At 71.8% G+C, this 15,421-nt stretch carries 12 protein-coding genes and 1 riboswitch; of the genes, 6 read left to right on the forward strand and 6 right to left on the reverse strand.

Annotation, left to right across the window (positions count from 1 at the left end):
* The first annotated feature begins 9 nt into the window (after window positions 1–9).
* Both MKP15_RS06440 and MKP15_RS06445 read left to right on the forward strand, forming a co-directional pair.
* Complete coding sequence (locus MKP15_RS06440) at window positions 10–3,033, forward strand: diguanylate cyclase (RefSeq protein WP_240212156.1); 3,024 nt, start codon at window positions 10–12, stop codon at window positions 3,031–3,033.
* Window positions 3,034–3,140: 107 nt separating this feature from the next.
* The gene (locus tag MKP15_RS06445; protein WP_240212157.1) at window positions 3,141–4,004 is read left to right on the forward strand and encodes a hypothetical protein; all 864 of its coding nucleotides are present in this window, start codon (window positions 3,141–3,143) and stop codon (window positions 4,002–4,004) included.
* 228 nt (window positions 4,005–4,232) lie between these two features.
* Here MKP15_RS06445 and MKP15_RS06450 read toward each other — a convergent pair whose 3' ends face one another.
* From MKP15_RS06450 to MKP15_RS06460, 3 genes are read right to left on the reverse strand one after another with little or no spacing between them, the layout of a single operon-like run.
* Window positions 4,233–5,297 (reverse strand): homoserine dehydrogenase, encoded by a 1,065-nt coding sequence (locus MKP15_RS06450; protein ID WP_240212158.1) that lies wholly within the window; start codon window positions 5,295–5,297, stop codon window positions 4,233–4,235.
* Window positions 5,294–6,538, reverse strand: a complete 1,245-nt coding sequence (locus tag MKP15_RS06455; protein WP_240212159.1) for an O-succinylhomoserine (thiol)-lyase — start codon at window positions 6,536–6,538, stop codon at window positions 5,294–5,296. Before MKP15_RS06455 ends, MKP15_RS06450 begins: the two co-directional genes overlap by 4 nt.
* The gene (locus MKP15_RS06460; protein ID WP_313247740.1) at window positions 6,535–7,563 is read right to left on the reverse strand and encodes a homoserine O-succinyltransferase; all 1,029 of its coding nucleotides are present in this window, start codon (window positions 7,561–7,563) and stop codon (window positions 6,535–6,537) included. Before MKP15_RS06460 ends, MKP15_RS06455 begins: the two co-directional genes overlap by 4 nt.
* A 67-nt stretch (window positions 7,564–7,630) precedes the next feature.
* A riboswitch (SAM riboswitch) is annotated at window positions 7,631–7,750 on the reverse strand.
* Window positions 7,751–7,900: 150 nt separating this feature from the next.
* On the opposite strand from MKP15_RS06460, the gene MKP15_RS06465 reads away from it, so the two are divergent.
* The 4 genes from MKP15_RS06465 to MKP15_RS06480 all read left to right on the forward strand — a co-directional run bounded on the left by MKP15_RS06465 (window position 7,901) and on the right by MKP15_RS06480 (window position 13,191).
* Window positions 7,901–8,692, forward strand: coding sequence for a M23 family metallopeptidase (locus tag MKP15_RS06465; protein ID WP_240212160.1), 792 nt, complete (start codon window positions 7,901–7,903; stop codon window positions 8,690–8,692).
* 58 nt (window positions 8,693–8,750) lie between these two features.
* A complete protein-coding gene (locus tag MKP15_RS06470; RefSeq protein WP_240212161.1) occupies window positions 8,751–10,355 on the forward strand; it encodes a peptide chain release factor 3 in 1,605 nt (534 codons plus the stop codon).
* Between the two features lie 111 nt (window positions 10,356–10,466).
* Window positions 10,467–11,120, forward strand: coding sequence for a hemolysin III family protein (locus MKP15_RS06475; RefSeq protein WP_104939324.1), 654 nt, complete (start codon window positions 10,467–10,469; stop codon window positions 11,118–11,120).
* Window positions 11,121–11,217: 97 nt separating this feature from the next.
* Complete coding sequence (locus MKP15_RS06480; RefSeq protein WP_240212162.1) at window positions 11,218–13,191, forward strand: AsmA family protein; 1,974 nt, start codon at window positions 11,218–11,220, stop codon at window positions 13,189–13,191.
* A gap of 15 nt (window positions 13,192–13,206) precedes the next feature.
* Here the strand turns inward: MKP15_RS06480 and MKP15_RS06485 are convergent, their stop codons facing one another.
* Genes MKP15_RS06485 through mtgA form a run of 3 tightly spaced genes read right to left on the reverse strand, consistent with a single transcriptional unit; the run spans window position 13,207 to window position 15,407 of the window.
* On the reverse strand, window positions 13,207–13,638 hold the full coding sequence (locus tag MKP15_RS06485; protein WP_054667094.1) for a CBS domain-containing protein: 432 nt from the start codon (window positions 13,636–13,638) through the stop codon (window positions 13,207–13,209).
* Complete coding sequence (locus tag MKP15_RS06490) at window positions 13,598–14,617, reverse strand: glycosyltransferase family 2 protein (protein WP_161613512.1); 1,020 nt, start codon at window positions 14,615–14,617, stop codon at window positions 13,598–13,600. Before MKP15_RS06490 ends, MKP15_RS06485 begins: the two co-directional genes overlap by 41 nt.
* A gap of 58 nt (window positions 14,618–14,675) precedes the next feature.
* A complete protein-coding gene (mtgA, locus tag MKP15_RS06495; protein WP_240212306.1) occupies window positions 14,676–15,407 on the reverse strand; it encodes a monofunctional biosynthetic peptidoglycan transglycosylase in 732 nt (243 codons plus the stop codon).
* Window positions 15,408–15,421: the final 14 nt, after the last annotated feature.

The raw sequence follows: 15,421 nt of genomic DNA on the forward strand, positions 1-15,421 counted from the left end.
ACCGGACTGTTGGCATGCCTGTGGCTGCTGCTCCTGCTGGCGGTTTCCCTGCCCGCTGCCGCCCTGGACACGGGAAAACCGTTCCGCGATTACGTCACCGACACCTGGGGGGTGGACCAGGGGCTGCCGCAGATCAGCGTGCTGGCCATCACCCAGGACCCGGCCGGCTACCTGTGGTTCGGCACCCAGACCGGGCTGGCCCGGTTCGACGGCGTGCGCTTCGTGCGCTACACCCAGCGCGACGCGCCGGAGCTGGGCAACAACATCCTGGCACTGCTGGCCGAGGCCGACGACCGCCTGTGGATCGGCACCACCCAGGGGCTGCTGCTGCTCGAGGACCAGCGCTTCCACGCCATCGCGCCAACCGTCGCCGACCATCCGGCGCCGGTCAGTGCGCTGCTCAAGGTCGACGGCCGCCTCCTGGCCGGTTGCGCGGAAGGCATCTGCACCCCGCGCGAAGGCAGGTTGCGGCGCGTGCAGGCACTGCCCGATCCGGCGCTGAGCCTGCTGGCGGACGAAAATGCGATCTGGGCGGGTGGCCAGGGCCGGGTGTTCCAGGTCTCCGGCGGCAGCGTGCGCACGCTGCCGCTGCCACCGGCGGCCGGCAACGCCGGAGTGACCGCGCTGGCGCGTGCCGGCGGCGAACTGTGGGCCGGCACCCGCAACGGCCTCTTCCGCCTGCGCAACGGCAGCTGGCAGGCGGCGGACCCGCGTCCGCACGAGGTCCTGACCGTGGAAGCGATGCATGCCGACCGCGACGGCAACCTGTGGGTGGCCACGCCGCAGTACCTGGAACGCCTGCGTGCCGGCCAGCCGCCCGAGCGCATCCACAACACCCCCGGCGCCATCGCCGTGCGCGCGATCTACGAGGATCGCGACGGCAACCTGTGGCTGGGCAGCATGGTCGAGGGCGCGACCCGGGTCTGGAACGGCTGGACCCGGCGCCTGAGCCAGGCCGACGGGCTGCAGGACCCGCTGCTGTGGTCGGTGGCCGCGGCGCCGGACGGCAGCATCTGGGTCGGCAGCAGCAACGGCGTGGCGGTGTGGCAGAACGGACGCTTCTCCAGCCGCGTCGCCGGCAGCCAGTTGCCGCACCCGGAGGCCTACAGCCTGTTGCCCGAGCGCGACCAGACCTGGATCGGCACCCGCGCCGGCGTGGCGGTGCTGCGCGGCGGCCGGCTCGAACAACCGCCCGCGCTGGCCCCGCTGCGCGATGCGCAGATCAACGGCATCGTCCGCGACCATGCCGGCCGGCTCTGGTTCGCCACCACCCAGGGGCTGTTCCTGCTGCAGGACGGGAAGCGGCTGACCCGCTATGGCGAGCATGAAGGACTGGCCGATCCCCGCATCCGGCTGGTCTACGAGACCCGCGACGGCCGCATCCTGCTGGGCACCTACAAGGGCCTGTACGAATGGCGCGACGGCCGCATCCTGGCGACCGGCCGGCTCGGCGGGCTGTCCGACGACACCCCGGTCACCGCCTTCGTCGAACTCCGCGACGGGCGCTGGGTGCTGGGTACCAGCAATGGCGAAAGCCTGCGCGTGCATGACGGCCAGCGCTGGCACTGGCTGGACCGCGAACGCGAGCTGCCGGCCAATGTCGCCTTCCACCTGGCGCAGAACGGCGGCGACCTGTGGGTCGCCGGCATGCGCGGCGTCTACCGCCTGCCACTGGCGGTGCTGGACAAGGCGCTGGCCAATCCCCGCCAGGCACTGGCGGCGCAGATCGTCATCAACTCCGGCACCGACCGTACCGGCGGGCAGCAGGACAAATGCTGCAACGGCGCCGGCAACAGCCGCGGGGTGCTGCGCGATGGCCAGTTGTGGCTGCCCACCCGCGACGGCGCGCTGCTGGTGGATGTGGACACCGACACCGACAGCGCGCCGCGCAACATCCGCATCGACCACGTGCAGGTCCAGGGCCGGCGCCTGGCCACCGGCCAGGGCACGCTCAAGCTGCCGCTCGACGCCCGCGACCTGCGCTTCGAGTTCAGCCTGCCCGACTTCCAGCCGATGCACGCCCCGCAGCTGCGCTACCGGCTGGCCGGCTACGAGAAGGAATGGCACGAGCTGGAAAGCCCGACCACGCGCAGCGCCAGCTACGCCAGCCTGCCCCCCGGCTACTACACCTTCGAGGTCGCCGACTTCAGCCAGGCCGAACCGCTGCGGCACGCCGCGCATGTCGCCGTGGAGATCCCGCGGCGCCTGTACGAAACCCTCGTCTTCCGCCTGCTGGCGATGCTCGGGCTGGCGGGGCTGATCTGGCTCGGCTACCTGGGGCTGCAGCATCGCTATGCGCGCCAGCGCGCGCAGCTGGAGCGCCTGGTGCAGGAACGTACCCGCGACCTGCAGGCAGCCAACGCGCAACTGAAGGCGATCAGCTTCACCGACCCGCTCACCGGCCTGCACAACCGGCGCTACCTGTCCCAGCAGATACCCACCGACCTGTCGTTCTACGAGCGTGACGAGGGCTATGCCAACGGCAGCGAGGCGGTGGTGTTCGCGCTGCTCGACGTCGACCATTTCAAGTCGATCAACGATACCCATGGCCACGCCGCCGGCGATCGCGTGCTGGAGCAGATGGGCCAGCTGCTCGGCGAACTCAAGCGCAGCGGCGACTACGTGGCGCGCTGGGGCGGCGAGGAATTCCTGCTGGTGTTCCGCCCGCTGCCGCGTGGCAGCCTGGGGCGACTGGGCCAGCGCCTGTGCACGCGCATCGCCGCACACAGCTTCGAGCTGGGCAACGGCCAGCAGCACCGCCTCACCGCCTCGGTCGGCCTGATCGAGTGCCCGCTGTTCCCGAGCCACCCGCGGCTGCTCGGCTGGGAGCAACTGGTCACCCTCGCCGACCGCGCGCTGTACCGGGCCAAGATGGCCGGGCGCAACGGCTGGATCGCCTACCAGCCGGTGCCGGGCGCGCAGCCACCCGACGACCTGTCGGCCCTGGCCGGCGATCCCTGGTGGCTGGTGGAGAACGGCCTGCTGGAGATGTTCGGCAGCGACGGCAGGATCGACATCGCTCGCGGTGCGTGACCCGCGCCGCGGGCCCGGACGCACGCCGCGACCGGCCCGATGGCGGGTTGCGCCGGCGCCCGGACGCGCACCAGAATCGCGCAACGACAGCCAGCAGCGGGGCAAGGATGCAGGGCGCACAGCAACCGGATGGGGCAACGCCACCGCGGCGCCCGCGTACGGCAACGCCGTCGGCGCCGCGCAACGGCGGTGGCCTGACCCTGGCCCGGCTGGCGCTGGCGGCGGTCGCGCTGCTGGTGCTTGCCTGGTTCATCGGCAAGCGTCCGGCGGCGGGGGATGCGCCGGTCACCCGCGCGGACCCGCCGGCGCCATCCCCCGCCGCGGCGCCCGCCCCGCAGGCGCGGCTCATCCGCGGCGAGAAATCGACCACCCTGGCGGATATCGGCGAAGCGCGCATGACCCTGCAGGACCAGGGCACCGCGCTGCGCGTGGAGGGCGGCGTCGGCCGCAATTTCGCAAGCGACCTGGGCGCATTGCTGGACGCGGCGCCCTCGGTGCGGCGGATCGACATCACCAGCGGCGGCGGCTATGCCGTCACCGGCCTGGAAGCGGCGCGCATCGTGCGCCGGAACAACCTCACCGTGCGCGTGCGTGGCTACTGCGCCAGCATCTGCGTGGCGCTGTGGGCCGCCGCCGCGCAGCGGCAGATGGAGCCGGACGCGGTGATCGGCCTGCACCAGCGCAACGCCCAGTGCGACGCCCTGCCCTCGCCGGACCGCGAGGAATGCCATTACCAGGACCAGTTCGCCACCGAACACGATTCCAGCTACCGCGCCTGGCTGCAGGCCGCCGGCTTCAACCAGCGCCTGCTCGACCTGCAGGCGCGGACCGCGTCGGAGGACATCGCGGTGCTCACCGCGCCGCTGCTGTGGGACAACGGCGTGGACTTCAGCGTGGTCGACCGCGATGGCACGCGCCTCGGCCGCGCCGAGGTCGAGCGGCTTCTCCACGCGGCGGCCGCGCGGCATTGAGGCCCTGCCGGTTCGCGCCACCTCTCGGCGGGTCGCGCCCGGCGGTGGCCAACATGGCGAGACGGACAAGCGTCCAGGCCACCGCCGACCATGCGGTCCGGCAGTGCGCGGGCCCGCTACCGGCAGCACCGCAGCGCACGCATACGCCACGCCGCCCCACCACCGCGGGGCACCACGGCAACCACGGCGGTGGCCCGCGACGGACCGGCCGTCAACGGGCGTGCGCGCTCATCGATTGACGATGCCCAGCACGTCGTCCAGCAACGCGGCGGCGGTGACCTCGGCGCCGGCACCCGGGCCCTGGATCAGCAGCGGCTGCACGCGGTAGCGGTCGCTGTGGATCGCCACCCGGTTGTCGGTGCCGCGGCCGCCGGCCAGCGGGTGCTCGGCCGGCAACGCGCGCAGGCCGACGCTGGCGCCGTGCCCGTCCAGGCGCGCCACGAAACACAGCGACAGCCCCTGCCCGCGTGCCTGCTGCAGGCGCGCCGCCAGCGGCGCGTCCAGCTGCGCCAGCGCGGCGTCGACCTGCGCGGCCGGCAATGCCGCCAGCGCCGGCGGCAGCAGCGATTCGACCGCCACCTGGTCCGGCTCCAGCGCCACCCCGGCCGCACGCGCCAGGATCAGCAGCTTGCGGCGCACGTCCTCGCCGGACAGGTCGATGCGCGGATCGGGTTCAGTGTAACCGGCCGCGGCGGCCTCGCGCACGCACGCGGAGAACGGCCGGCTGCCGTCGAAACGCTGCAACAGCCAGGCCAGCGAACCGGACAGCACGCCTTCAATGGAATGGATGCGGTCGCCGCCGGCCACCAGCGCGCGCAGGCTGGACAGCAGCGGCAGGCCCGCGCCGACGGTGGCCGCGTCGCCATAGCGTGCGTTGCCCGCGGCCGCGGTGCCACCGATCTGGCGCGCGCGCGCCAAGGTGGTGCCATTGCCCAGCTTGTTGGCGGTGACCACGTGGATGCCCCGCGCCAGCCAGTGCGCATGCTCGGCGGCGACGTCCTCGCTGGCGGTGGCGTCGACCACGATGTCGCCGGCCTGCAGGCGCCCGGTTTGCTCGGCATGGGCGAGCGCGCCGGCCTGCCGGGTGGCCTCGCGCGCGCGCGACAACGCCGCCTCGGGCGCGTCGCCGCAGGCCAGCGCGATGCGCGAGTTCGCCACCGCGTGCAGCAGCGGCAGCCTGAGTTGCCGCTGCCGCAGGGCCTGGTAGCGGGCGACGAACGCCGAACCGACCGTGCCGGTGCCCAGCAGCACCAGCCGCGCCGGTGCTGCGCGCGGACGCAGCTGCGCGCTCATGCGTCCACCGTTTTCCGCAGGGCCTCACGGCGGCTGTCGGCCAGCGCCCGCGCAGCGCGCAGCAGTCCGGCCTGCAGGTCGGCCACCAGGTCCTCGCTGGCCTCGATGCCGACCGACAGGCGCAGCAGGCCGTCGCTGATGCCGGCCTTGGCCCGCGCCTCCGGGGTCATCGCCGCATGGGTCATGGTCGCCGGGTGCGCGACCAGGCTCTCCACGCCGCCCAGCGATTCGGCCAGGGTGAAATAGCGCAGGCCTTCGACGAAGGCGCGCACCGCCGCGTGCGGGTCGGCGTCCTCGCACTGCGCCAGCTCGAAGGACAGCATCGCGCCGAACCCCTTCTGCTGGCGCGCGGCCAGCACGTGGCCCGGGTGCGATTCCAGCCCCGGGTAGTAGACCCTGGCCACGACGTCGCTGGTGGCGAGCAGGTCGACAAGGGCGCGGGTGTTCTCCTGGTGCACGCGCAGGCGCGCGTCCAGGGTGCGCAGGCCGCGCAGGGTCAGGAAGGCGTCGAACGGCGAGCCGGTCAGGCCCAGCGCATTGGCCCACCACACCAGCTGCTGGTGCAGCTCGGCATCGCGCGCGACCACCGCGCCGCCGACCACGTCGCTGTGGCCATTGACGTACTTGGTGGTCGAGTGCAGCACCAGGTCGGCGCCGAAGGCGATCGGGTTCTGCAGCGCTGGCGACAGGAAGGTGTTGTCCACCACCACCCGCGCGCCTGCCTTGTGCGCGGCATCGATCACGAACCGCAGGTCGGTGATGCGCAGCAGCGGATTGGACGGGGTTTCCACCAGCACCAGCTTCGGCGCCTGCGCCAATGCCTCGGCCAGTGCGCGTGGATCGGTCAGGTCGGCGGTGATCAGTTCGAAGTGGCCCTTGGCCGCCAGTGCGTTGAACAGGCGCCAGCTGCCGCCGTAGGCGTCGTGCGGCACCACCAGCCTGTCGCCCGGCTGCAGCAGCGCATTGAGCACCAGGTTGATCGCGCCCATGCCGGTGGACGTGACCACCGCGCCGGCGCCGCCCTCCAGTTCCGCCAGCGCCTCGCCGAGCAGGTCGCGAGTCGGGTTGCCGCTGCGGGTGTAGTCGTACTGGCGCTTGTTGCCGAAGCCGTCGAAGCTGAAATTGGACGACAGCACCAGCGGCGGCGTCACCGCGCCATAGGCGGTATCGCGATCGATGCCGGCACGCACGGCCGCGGTGGCGCGGCAACAGGAAACATCGGAAGCGGTGGACAGGCTCATGCGTTCTCTCCGGGAAGGCGTAGGGCGTTGGCGAGGATCGCGTCGATGCGATCGGTCTCTTTCAGGAAGGCGTCGTGGCCATAGGGCGAACGCAGCACGCGCAGGCTGCCGCGCGTGCCCAGGCCCTCGACCAGCGTGACCAGGTCGGACAACGGCACCAGGCGGTCGCCCTCGACCGCGACCACCAGCGTCGGTACGCCGATGGCGGCCGGCTCGATGCGGTGCAGGTCGATGGATTCGGACAGGCGCAGGTAGGCATTGACCCGGGTGCGCGCCACGTACTGCGCGCCGGCGGCGTCGAGGTAATCCTCGGCGGCCACGCGCACGCGGCCATTCACCACTTCGGGCTGGGCATCGAAGCGCTCGCCGAACTCTTCCGGGGTGCGGTAGCTGAGCATCGCGAACTGCCGCGCCAGCGCCAGCCCGTGGCTTTCGGCGCACTGCAGCTGGCCCAGGGCGACCGCGCGCCGCTGCAGCGCGCGCCAGGCCGAGGCATACGGATGCGGGCGATGCGCGCCGCTCACCGCCACCAGCCGGCCGAGCCGGTGCGGGTGGCGGATGGCCAGTTGCTGGCCGACCAGCGCGCCATAGGAGTAGCCCACGCAGCCATGCAGGCGATCGATGCCCAGCGCGTCCAGCAGCAGGGCCACGGCATCGGCCTGGTCGGCGGTATCGATCGGCACGTCGAGCTCGCCGTCGGCGCCGATGAAGTCCAGGCCCAGCAGGCGGCGGTGCGCCGGGTCCAGCGCGCGGCCGCAGCCGACCAGTCCTTCGGCCCAGCCCTTCTCGCCGAACACCGTGTTGGCGGCGATGTGGCGATGCGCGGAGATGCCGCCGGCCACCAGCACCACCGGCGCATCGGCACGGCCGGCCAGCTCGTAGCGCAGCCGCAGCGTGCGCTCGCCGGCATGGCGCATGGCCAGGCGCACGTCGATTTCACCGCGCACGGCGGCTGCGGCGGGCACTGCGCTGTCGGGCGCAGCGGCCGGGTGTTCACGGAGGGCGGTGGCGGTGGCGAAACGCATGGCGATATCCGGTAAGGAGCAGCCATCGAGCTTCGCGGGCCCGTGTTCGCCGTGCAGGGCACGGATCGAACCATCTTTCGGCGGACGCGGTGGTCCCCGCAGGATTTGGCACCAAACACAGGCGCTTGCGCACCTGCTGGTTGCCCCGGCATCAAAGGGCCTGTCCCTCCGCCGGTCTCGATGGTGGACACACGATGCCAGCCTCCCGGACGCATGTCAATCTCTTTATTCGGATGGAGCGATGGAGTTTCCGATGCAACCATGCCGGCATAATCCCGGCACCACCTGCCCGCGCCAGCGCATGCACCGGTTACCAGTTCTGCTCCTGTCCGCCACGTTGGCCCTGCCCGCCCAGGGCCAGGACCCCGCGCCGCGCTGGCGCCAGGCCTGGGGGCTGGCCGCCCCGACCATGGCGGAGGCCGCCGGCGACCGCGAAGCCGGCTTCGCACGGCTGCTCCTGCAGCCCCGCGGCGGCGGCCGCGAAGCACGGGCACGCAACCTGCTGGCCGGCCCGCTGCAGGTACGCCTGCGCGATGGCACCGATGGCCGCGCGGTGACCGCGCCGGTGCTGTTGCCGGCGGGCGGACAGCGCGACCTGCTGTGGCTGGCCGATACCGGCAACGGGGTCCGGCTGCTGCTCGACGCCTTTCCCGGCGACCCGTCCGCGCGACCGGCCGATCACCTCTACCTGCTGCCGTTCGCCGGGGTGCCGGTCCGGGTCAGCCAGGGCTTCGACGGCACCCGCAGCCATGGCGACGCGCAGAACCGCCACGCCATCGACTTTCCCCTGCCCGAAGGCACGCCCGTGCTCGCCGCCCGCGCCGGCACGGTGATGCAGGTGGTGGACGATGCGCCCGGCGACGGGTGCCTGGTGCGGGTCCTGCACGCCGACGGCGGCATGGCGCTCTACGCCCACCTGCAGGCGGGCAGCCTGGCGGTCCGGCCCGGGCAGGAGGTCCAGGCGGGGCAGCCGCTGGCCCGTTCCGGCAACACCGGCCGCAGCACCGGCCCGCACCTGCACTTCGCGGTGCAGGCCAACACCGGGCTGACGCTGGCCTCGATCCCGTTCCGCATGGCCGGCCCGCACGGCGAGCTGCGCTTCGCCCGCGAGGCGGGCGCCCCGCCCTGAGCGGCTATAATCGCCGGCTTCCCTTTCCCAATGCGCGCCCGCCGTGGGCGCAGCCGCCATGTCCGAAGTCGCATCCGAAGCCGCGCGCCGCCGCACCTTCGCCATCATTTCCCACCCCGACGCCGGCAAGACCACGCTGACCGAAAAGCTGCTGCTGTTCGGAGGCGCGATCCAGATGGCCGGCTCGGTGAAGTCGCGCAAGACCAGCCGCCACGCCACCTCGGACTGGATGGCGCTGGAGAAGGAGCGCGGCATCTCGGTCACCTCCTCGGTGATGCAGTTCCCGTACGAGGACAAGATCGTCAACCTGCTCGACACCCCCGGCCACGCCGACTTCGGCGAGGACACCTACCGCGTGCTCACTGCGGTGGATTCGGCGCTGATGGTGATCGACGTGGCCAAGGGCGTGGAGGAGCGCACCATCAAGCTGATGGAGGTGTGCCGCCTGCGCGACACCCCGATCATGACCTTCATCAACAAGCTCGACCGCGAGGGCAAGGATCCGATCGAGCTGCTGGACGAAGTGGAGACCGTGCTCGGCATCCAGTGCGCGCCGGTCACCTGGCCGATCGGCATGGGCCAGCGCCTGAAGGGCGTGGTGCACCTGCTGACCGGCGAGGTGCACCTGTACGAGCCGGGCCGCAACTTCACCCGCCAGGATTCGACCATCTTCCCGTCGCTGGACGCGCCCGGCCTGGCCGAGCGCATCGGCGAGAAGATGCTGGCCGACCTGCGCGATGAACTGGAACTGGTGCAGGGCGCCAGCCATCCGTTCGACAAGGACGCCTACCTGCGCGGGCAGCAGACCCCGGTGTTCTTCGGCTCGGGCGTGAACAACTTCGGCGTGCAGCCGCTGCTGGACTTCTTCGTCGAACACGCGCCGGCGCCGCAGCCGCGCGCCACCACCGGCCGCACCATCGCCCCGCAGGAAGACAAGCTCAGCGGCTTCGTGTTCAAGATCCAGGCCAACATGGACCCGCAGCACCGCGACCGCGTCGCGTTCATGCGGGTGTGCTCGGGCCGCTTCAGCGCCGGCATGAAGACCTTCCATGTGCGTACCGGCAAGGAAATGAAGCTGGCCAACGCGCTGACCTTCATGGCCAGCGACCGCGAGATCGCGGCCGAGGCCTGGCCGGGCGACGTGATCGGCATCCACAACCACGGCACCATTTCCATCGGCGACACCTTCACCGAGGGCGAGGCGGTCACCTTCACCGGCATCCCCAACTTCGCCCCGGAACTGTTCCGCCGCGCGCGCCTGAAGGACCCGCTCAAGCTCAAGCAGCTGCAGAAGGGCCTGGCGCAGCTGTCCGAGGAAGGCGCCACCCAGTTCTTCCGCCCGATCATGAGCAACGACCTGATCCTGGGCGCGGTCGGCGTGCTGCAGTTCGACGTCGCCGCCTACCGCCTGAAGGACGAGTATGGCGTGGAAGCCATCTTCGAACCGGTGGGCGTGGTCACCGCGCGCTGGGTGCATTGCGACAACGCGAAGAAGCTGGAGGAGTTCCGCGAGAAGAACGCCAACAACCTGGCCGTGGACGCCGCCGGGCAGCTGGTCTACCTGGCCCCGACCCGGGTCAACCTGCAACTGGCGCAGGAACGGGCGCCGGACGTGCGTTTCTCCGCCACCCGCGAGGCCGCGCATACCGTCTCGGTGGAATGAGCGGCCGGTGGCAGGCGCGTCCAGCGCGCTCCTGCCCCTGGATGACGCCACCCCCAACCGCTGGCGGGCATGGGGATGCACCCCGTGCTGCATTGCGGTAACGTGCAGGCCATGCCTACCACCGCCCCCCTGCCGCGGCACACCGTGGACATCCGCGAGGAAATCGCCAGCGCCCTGACCCACGGCCTGGGCGCGGTCACCGCGCTGGGCGCCAGCGCGGTGCTGATCACCCTGGCCGCAATCTACGGCGACGGCTGGCAACTGGCCAGCGCCATCGTGTTCGGCGTGGCGCTGCTGCTGCTGTACACCGCCTCGACCCTGTACCACGCCATCCAGCACCCGGTGGCCAAGGGCCGGCTGAAGATCTTCGACCACTGCGCGATCTACATCCTGATCGCCGGCACGTATACGCCGTTCACCCTGATCGGCCTGCGCGGGCCGTGGGGCTGGGGCTTGTTCGCCGCGATCTGGACGCTGGCGGTGGGCGGGGTGATCTTCAAGCTGTTCTACACCGGCCGCTTCAAGCGGCTGTCCACGGCCATCTACATCGCCATGGGCTGGCTGGTGGTGGTGGCGATCGAGCCGATGTGGAACTCGCTCGATGGATTCACCCTGGGCTGGCTGCTGGCGGGCGGCGTGTCCTACACCCTGGGCACCTATTTCTACCACCGCGAATCGGTGCGCTATTCGCACGCCATCTGGCACCTGTTCGTGATCGCCGGCAGCGTCTGCCATTTCGTTTCGGTGACCGCGCAGATCCTCTAGCGGGCCGCTGCCGCGCAGCGGCGCGACGACGGCGTCTGCACGCCGCGCCAATGAACGCTTCGCGCCACGTGCACGAGCTGGCGGCAACCATGGCGGCGTGAACACCGCACCTGCCCCCGCCACGCCGCGCGCGTCGCGCTGGCCTCACCGCCGTCCCGGAACGCGCGGCCAGCGCTGGCTCGCCATCGCCGGCGTGCTGCTCGCCGCGCTCGTGGTCCTGCTGTTGCTGTGGGACTGGAACTGGTTCAAGCGGCCACTGGAACGCATGGTGCAGGCGCGTACCGGCCGCGCCCTGCACATCGGGCACCTCGACGTCGACCTGGGCAGCACCAGCACGCTGCGCGCCGACCGGGTCAGCTTCGCCAATGCGCCGTGGGCGCAGCGGCCGGACATGGCCCGGGCCGCGCGCGTCGAAATCGACCTGCGGCTGTGGCCGCTCCTGCGCGGCGACCTGCAGGTACCCGAAGTGCGGCTGGCGCGTCCCGATGTGCTGCTGCAGACCGCGCCGCGGCGCGGCGAACCGGGGAACTGGGATTTCCTCGGTGGCGGTGACGCAGGCCGGCCGTTGCCGCTCAAGCGGCTGCGCGTGGACGACGGCATCCTGCGCTTCGTGGACGCGCCTGGCCGTACCGACATCCGGCTTGCCGTCCGCAGCGGCGCGCCGGCGCAGGCCAACGCCGCGCCACCGTTGCTGCTGCAGGGCAACGGGCACTGGCGCGGCGCCGCGTTCACGGTGCGTGGCGGTACCGAATCGCCACTGCAGCTGGCCGACAGCGAGCACCCCTTCCGCCTGCACCTGGAAGGCCGTGCCGGCGCCACCCGCGCCACCGCCAGCGGCACCCTGACCAATCCGTTCCAGCTGCAGCTGTTCGACCTGCGGCTTCGGCTCAGCGGCGAGGACCTGGAAGACCTGTACCCCCTGCTCGGCATCGCCCTGCCGTCCTCGCCCCCGTACCGCCTCGACGGCCGGCTGCGTCGCGACCGCGACACCTGGCGCTACGACGGCTTCAGCGGCCAGGTGGGCGACAGCGATCTGGCCGGCAATGTACGCATCGACGTGGGCGGCGAGCGCCCGCGGCTGACCGCCGAGCTGGTCTCGCGCCGGCTCGACTTCGACGACCTCGCCGGCTTTGTCGGCGCGCCGCCCCGCACCGATGGCGGCGAAACCGCCAACGCCGGGCAGAGGGCCGCGGCCGCGGCACTGGCGGCCCGGCCCACGGTACTGCCTGACAAGCCGTACGACCTGGGCAAACTGCGGGCGATGGACGCGGACGTGCGCTGGAAGGCGCAGCGCATCAATTCGCCGTCGCTGCCGCTGGACGACATGGACGCGCACCTGCGGCTGGACGATGGCCTGCTGCGCCTGGAGCCGCTGAACTTCGGCGTCGCCGGCGGCGACATCCGCGGCTCGGTGCGCATGGATGCGCGCAGCCCGCGCATCGCCACCACGCTCGACGCCAGTCTGCGCGGGGTGCAGCTGGGCCGCCTGTTTCCCGACGCGCGCCTGGCCCGGCAGGCCTCCGGCGGCATCGGCGGCCGCGTGCGCCTGTCCGGCACCGGCAACTCGGTGGCCGCCATGCTCGGCCGCAGCGACGGCGACGTCGCCATCGGCATGGGCCGCGGCCATGTCGGCAACCTGCTGATGGAGCTGGCCGGGCTGGACGTGGCCGAGTCGCTCAAGTTCCTGTTCACCGGCGACCGCCAGATCCCGCTGCGCTGCGCGTTCGCCGATTTCGGGGTGCAGGATGGCCTGATGCAGGCGCGCGCACTGGCGTTCGACACCACCGACACCCTGGTCGTGGGCGAAGGCAGCGTCAGCCTCAAAGGCGAGCAGCTGGACCTGCTACTGCGGCCGCGGCCCAAGGACAGGAGCATCCTCGCGCTGCGCTCGCCGCTGCGCATTGGCGGCACCTTCAAGGACCCGTCGTTCCGCCCCGACTTCAAGGCCCTGGGGCTGCGCGGCGCCATCGCCCTGACCCTGGGCAGCATCACCCCGCCGGCGGCGCTGCTGGCCACCCTCGAAACCGGGCCGGGCAAGGACGCCGACTGCGGCGGCCACTACGCCAGATAGGGCGCGGGCGCGCGCTCAGCCGCCGACGATGTACTGCTGCAGCTGCCCCAGCTCGCGGCGCTGCTGTTCGATCACCGATTTGACCAGGTCGCCGATGGAGATCACCCCCAGCACCGCGCCGCCCTCGACCACGGGCAGATGGCGGATGCGACGGTCGGTCACCAGCTGCAGGCAGTCCTCGACCGTGTCCGCCGGCGTCACCGTGACCACCTCGGCGGTCATGATCGCCGCCACCGGGGTGTCGCGCGAGGAGCGGTCGCGCAGCACGATCTTGCGCGCGTAATCACGCTCGGAAAGGATGCCGGCCAGCCGCGCCCCGTCCATCACCAGCACCGCGCCGATGCCTTTCTCGGCCATCAGCCGGATCGCGTCGATCACCGCGCTGTCCGGCGCTACCGCGTGGATCTCAGGGGACTTGGTCCCGAGCAACTGACGAACGGTCTGCATGGCGTTCTCCCTTGCTGGCGGATGCGCCCGATAGTGCCACGTCGGCCGGCCGCCAGGTGTCAACCAGGTACAACGGCCGCTGCTTGGCCTCCATGTACAGGCGGCCCAGGTACTCGCCGATCAGGCCCAGCGCGATCAGCTGCACCCCGCCCAGGAACAGGATCACCGCCATCATCGTCGGCCAGCCCGCGACGCGGTCGCCGTACAGCGCCGCCTTGCCCACCACCCAGGCGGCGAAACCGAACGAGGACGCGGCGGTCAGCAACCCGAGATAGGTCGCCACCCGCAGCGGCGCGGTGGAAAAGCTGGTGATGCCCTCCAGCGCCAGGTTCCACAGCTTCCAGAAGCCGAACTTGCTGCGCCCGGCCACCCGCGGCGCGCGCCGGTACGGCAACGCCACCCGGCGGAAACCCACCCAGCCGAACAGGCCCTTCATGAAACGCTGGCGCTCGCGCAGCTGCCGCAGCGCCGCCAGCGCGCGCGGCGACAGCAGGCGGAAGTCGCCGGTGTCGGCGGGAATGGGCGTCTTCGACAGCCGCCCCATCACCCGGTAGAACGCGGAGGCGGTGGCGCGCTTCAGCCAGCCTTCGCCCTCGCGCGCCAGGCGCACGCCATACACGTCGTCATGCCCCTGCCGCCACAGTGCGACGAACTGCGCGATCAGCTCCGGCGGGTCCTGGCCGTCGGCGTCGAGGATCAGCGCGGCGCCTTCATCCACCAGGTCCAGCCCGGCGGTGAGCGCGGCCTCCTTGCCGAAGTTGCGCGACAGCCGCAGCGCCGCCACCCGCGGGTCGTCCGTCGCCAGCTGCTGCATCAGCGACCAGGTGGCGTCGGTGCTGCCGTCGTCGACATAGAGCACCCGGCCATCGATGTCGGGCAGGCGTTCCAGCACGGCACCGAGGCGCTCGTGCAGCAACGGCAGGGCGTCCTGCTCGTTGCAGGCGGCAATGACGACGGTCAGCCGGTCGCGGGGACTCATGCGCGCATTCTACGGAACAGGGCGCGCACGCCCCGGCAGCGGCCGGTACGCGGTGGCATCACTCGCCGTCCACCGCGTAACCGGGCCCACCCAGCTGCCGCGCCTGGCGCTGGATCCAGGCGGCGCGGCGCTGCACGAACGGGCCCGGCCGGGTTGCGCTGTAACGCCGCGGCGACGGCAGCACGGCCGCCAGGCGGGCGCTCTCGGCCGCCGACAGCTGCGCCGCGTCCTTGCCCCAGAACTGCCGCGACGCCGCCCGCACGCCGTAGACGCCATCGCCGAATTCGGCCACGTTGGCGTACATCTCCAGGATCCGCCGCTTCGGCCACAGCGCCTCGATCAGCACCGTGTACCAGGCCTCCAGCCCCTTGCGCAGCCAGCTGCGGCCCTGCCACAGGAACAGGTTCTTGGCGACCTGCTGGCTGATCGTGCTGCCGCCGCGCAGGCGCTTGCCACGGGCGTTGTGGTCCATCGCCTTCTCGATCGCCTGCAGATCGAAGCCGTTGTGCAGCGGGAACCGCTGGTCCTCGGCCGCCACCAGCGAGATCGGCACGCTGGCCGCCATCGCGTCCAGGTCGCACCACTGGTAATGGATGCGGAATCCCCACTCGCCCTGCCCCCACGCTTCGGCCTGCCGCAGCGCCATCACCGTGGAAAACGGCGGATCGACGAACCGCAGCACCGCCACCTGCACGATGCTGAACAGCGCCAGCGCGCAGGGCGTGATCCACAACCAGCGCCGCCACCTGCGCCACGGCCGCACCTTGCGCTCGTCCTGCTCCGTCCCCATCTGCTTGGCTGACC

The sequence above is a fragment of the Stenotrophomonas sp. Y6 genome (assembly GCF_022436665.1).
GTDB lineage: Bacteria > Pseudomonadota > Gammaproteobacteria > Xanthomonadales > Xanthomonadaceae > Stenotrophomonas > Stenotrophomonas acidaminiphila_A.

Coding starts and splice junctions, on each gene's coding strand:
- mtgA (WP_240212306.1), bottom strand. CDS start 15,407: ATGGGGACGGAGCAGGACGAGCGCAAGGTGCGGCCGTGGCGCAGGTGG.
- MKP15_RS06460 (WP_313247740.1), bottom strand. CDS start 7,563: ATGCGTTTCGCCACCGCCACCGCCCTCCGTGAACACCCGGCCGCTGCG.
- MKP15_RS06475 (WP_104939324.1), top strand. CDS start 10,467: ATGCCTACCACCGCCCCCCTGCCGCGGCACACCGTGGACATCCGCGAG.
- MKP15_RS06455 (WP_240212159.1), bottom strand. CDS start 6,538: ATGAGCCTGTCCACCGCTTCCGATGTTTCCTGTTGCCGCGCCACCGCG.
- MKP15_RS06485 (WP_054667094.1), bottom strand. CDS start 13,638: ATGCAGACCGTTCGTCAGTTGCTCGGGACCAAGTCCCCTGAGATCCAC.
- MKP15_RS06490 (WP_161613512.1), bottom strand. CDS start 14,617: ATGAGTCCCCGCGACCGGCTGACCGTCGTCATTGCCGCCTGCAACGAG.
- MKP15_RS06450 (WP_240212158.1), bottom strand. CDS start 5,297: ATGAGCGCGCAGCTGCGTCCGCGCGCAGCACCGGCGCGGCTGGTGCTG.
- MKP15_RS06470 (WP_240212161.1), top strand. CDS start 8,751: ATGTCCGAAGTCGCATCCGAAGCCGCGCGCCGCCGCACCTTCGCCATC.
- MKP15_RS06445 (WP_240212157.1), top strand. CDS start 3,141: ATGCAGGGCGCACAGCAACCGGATGGGGCAACGCCACCGCGGCGCCCG.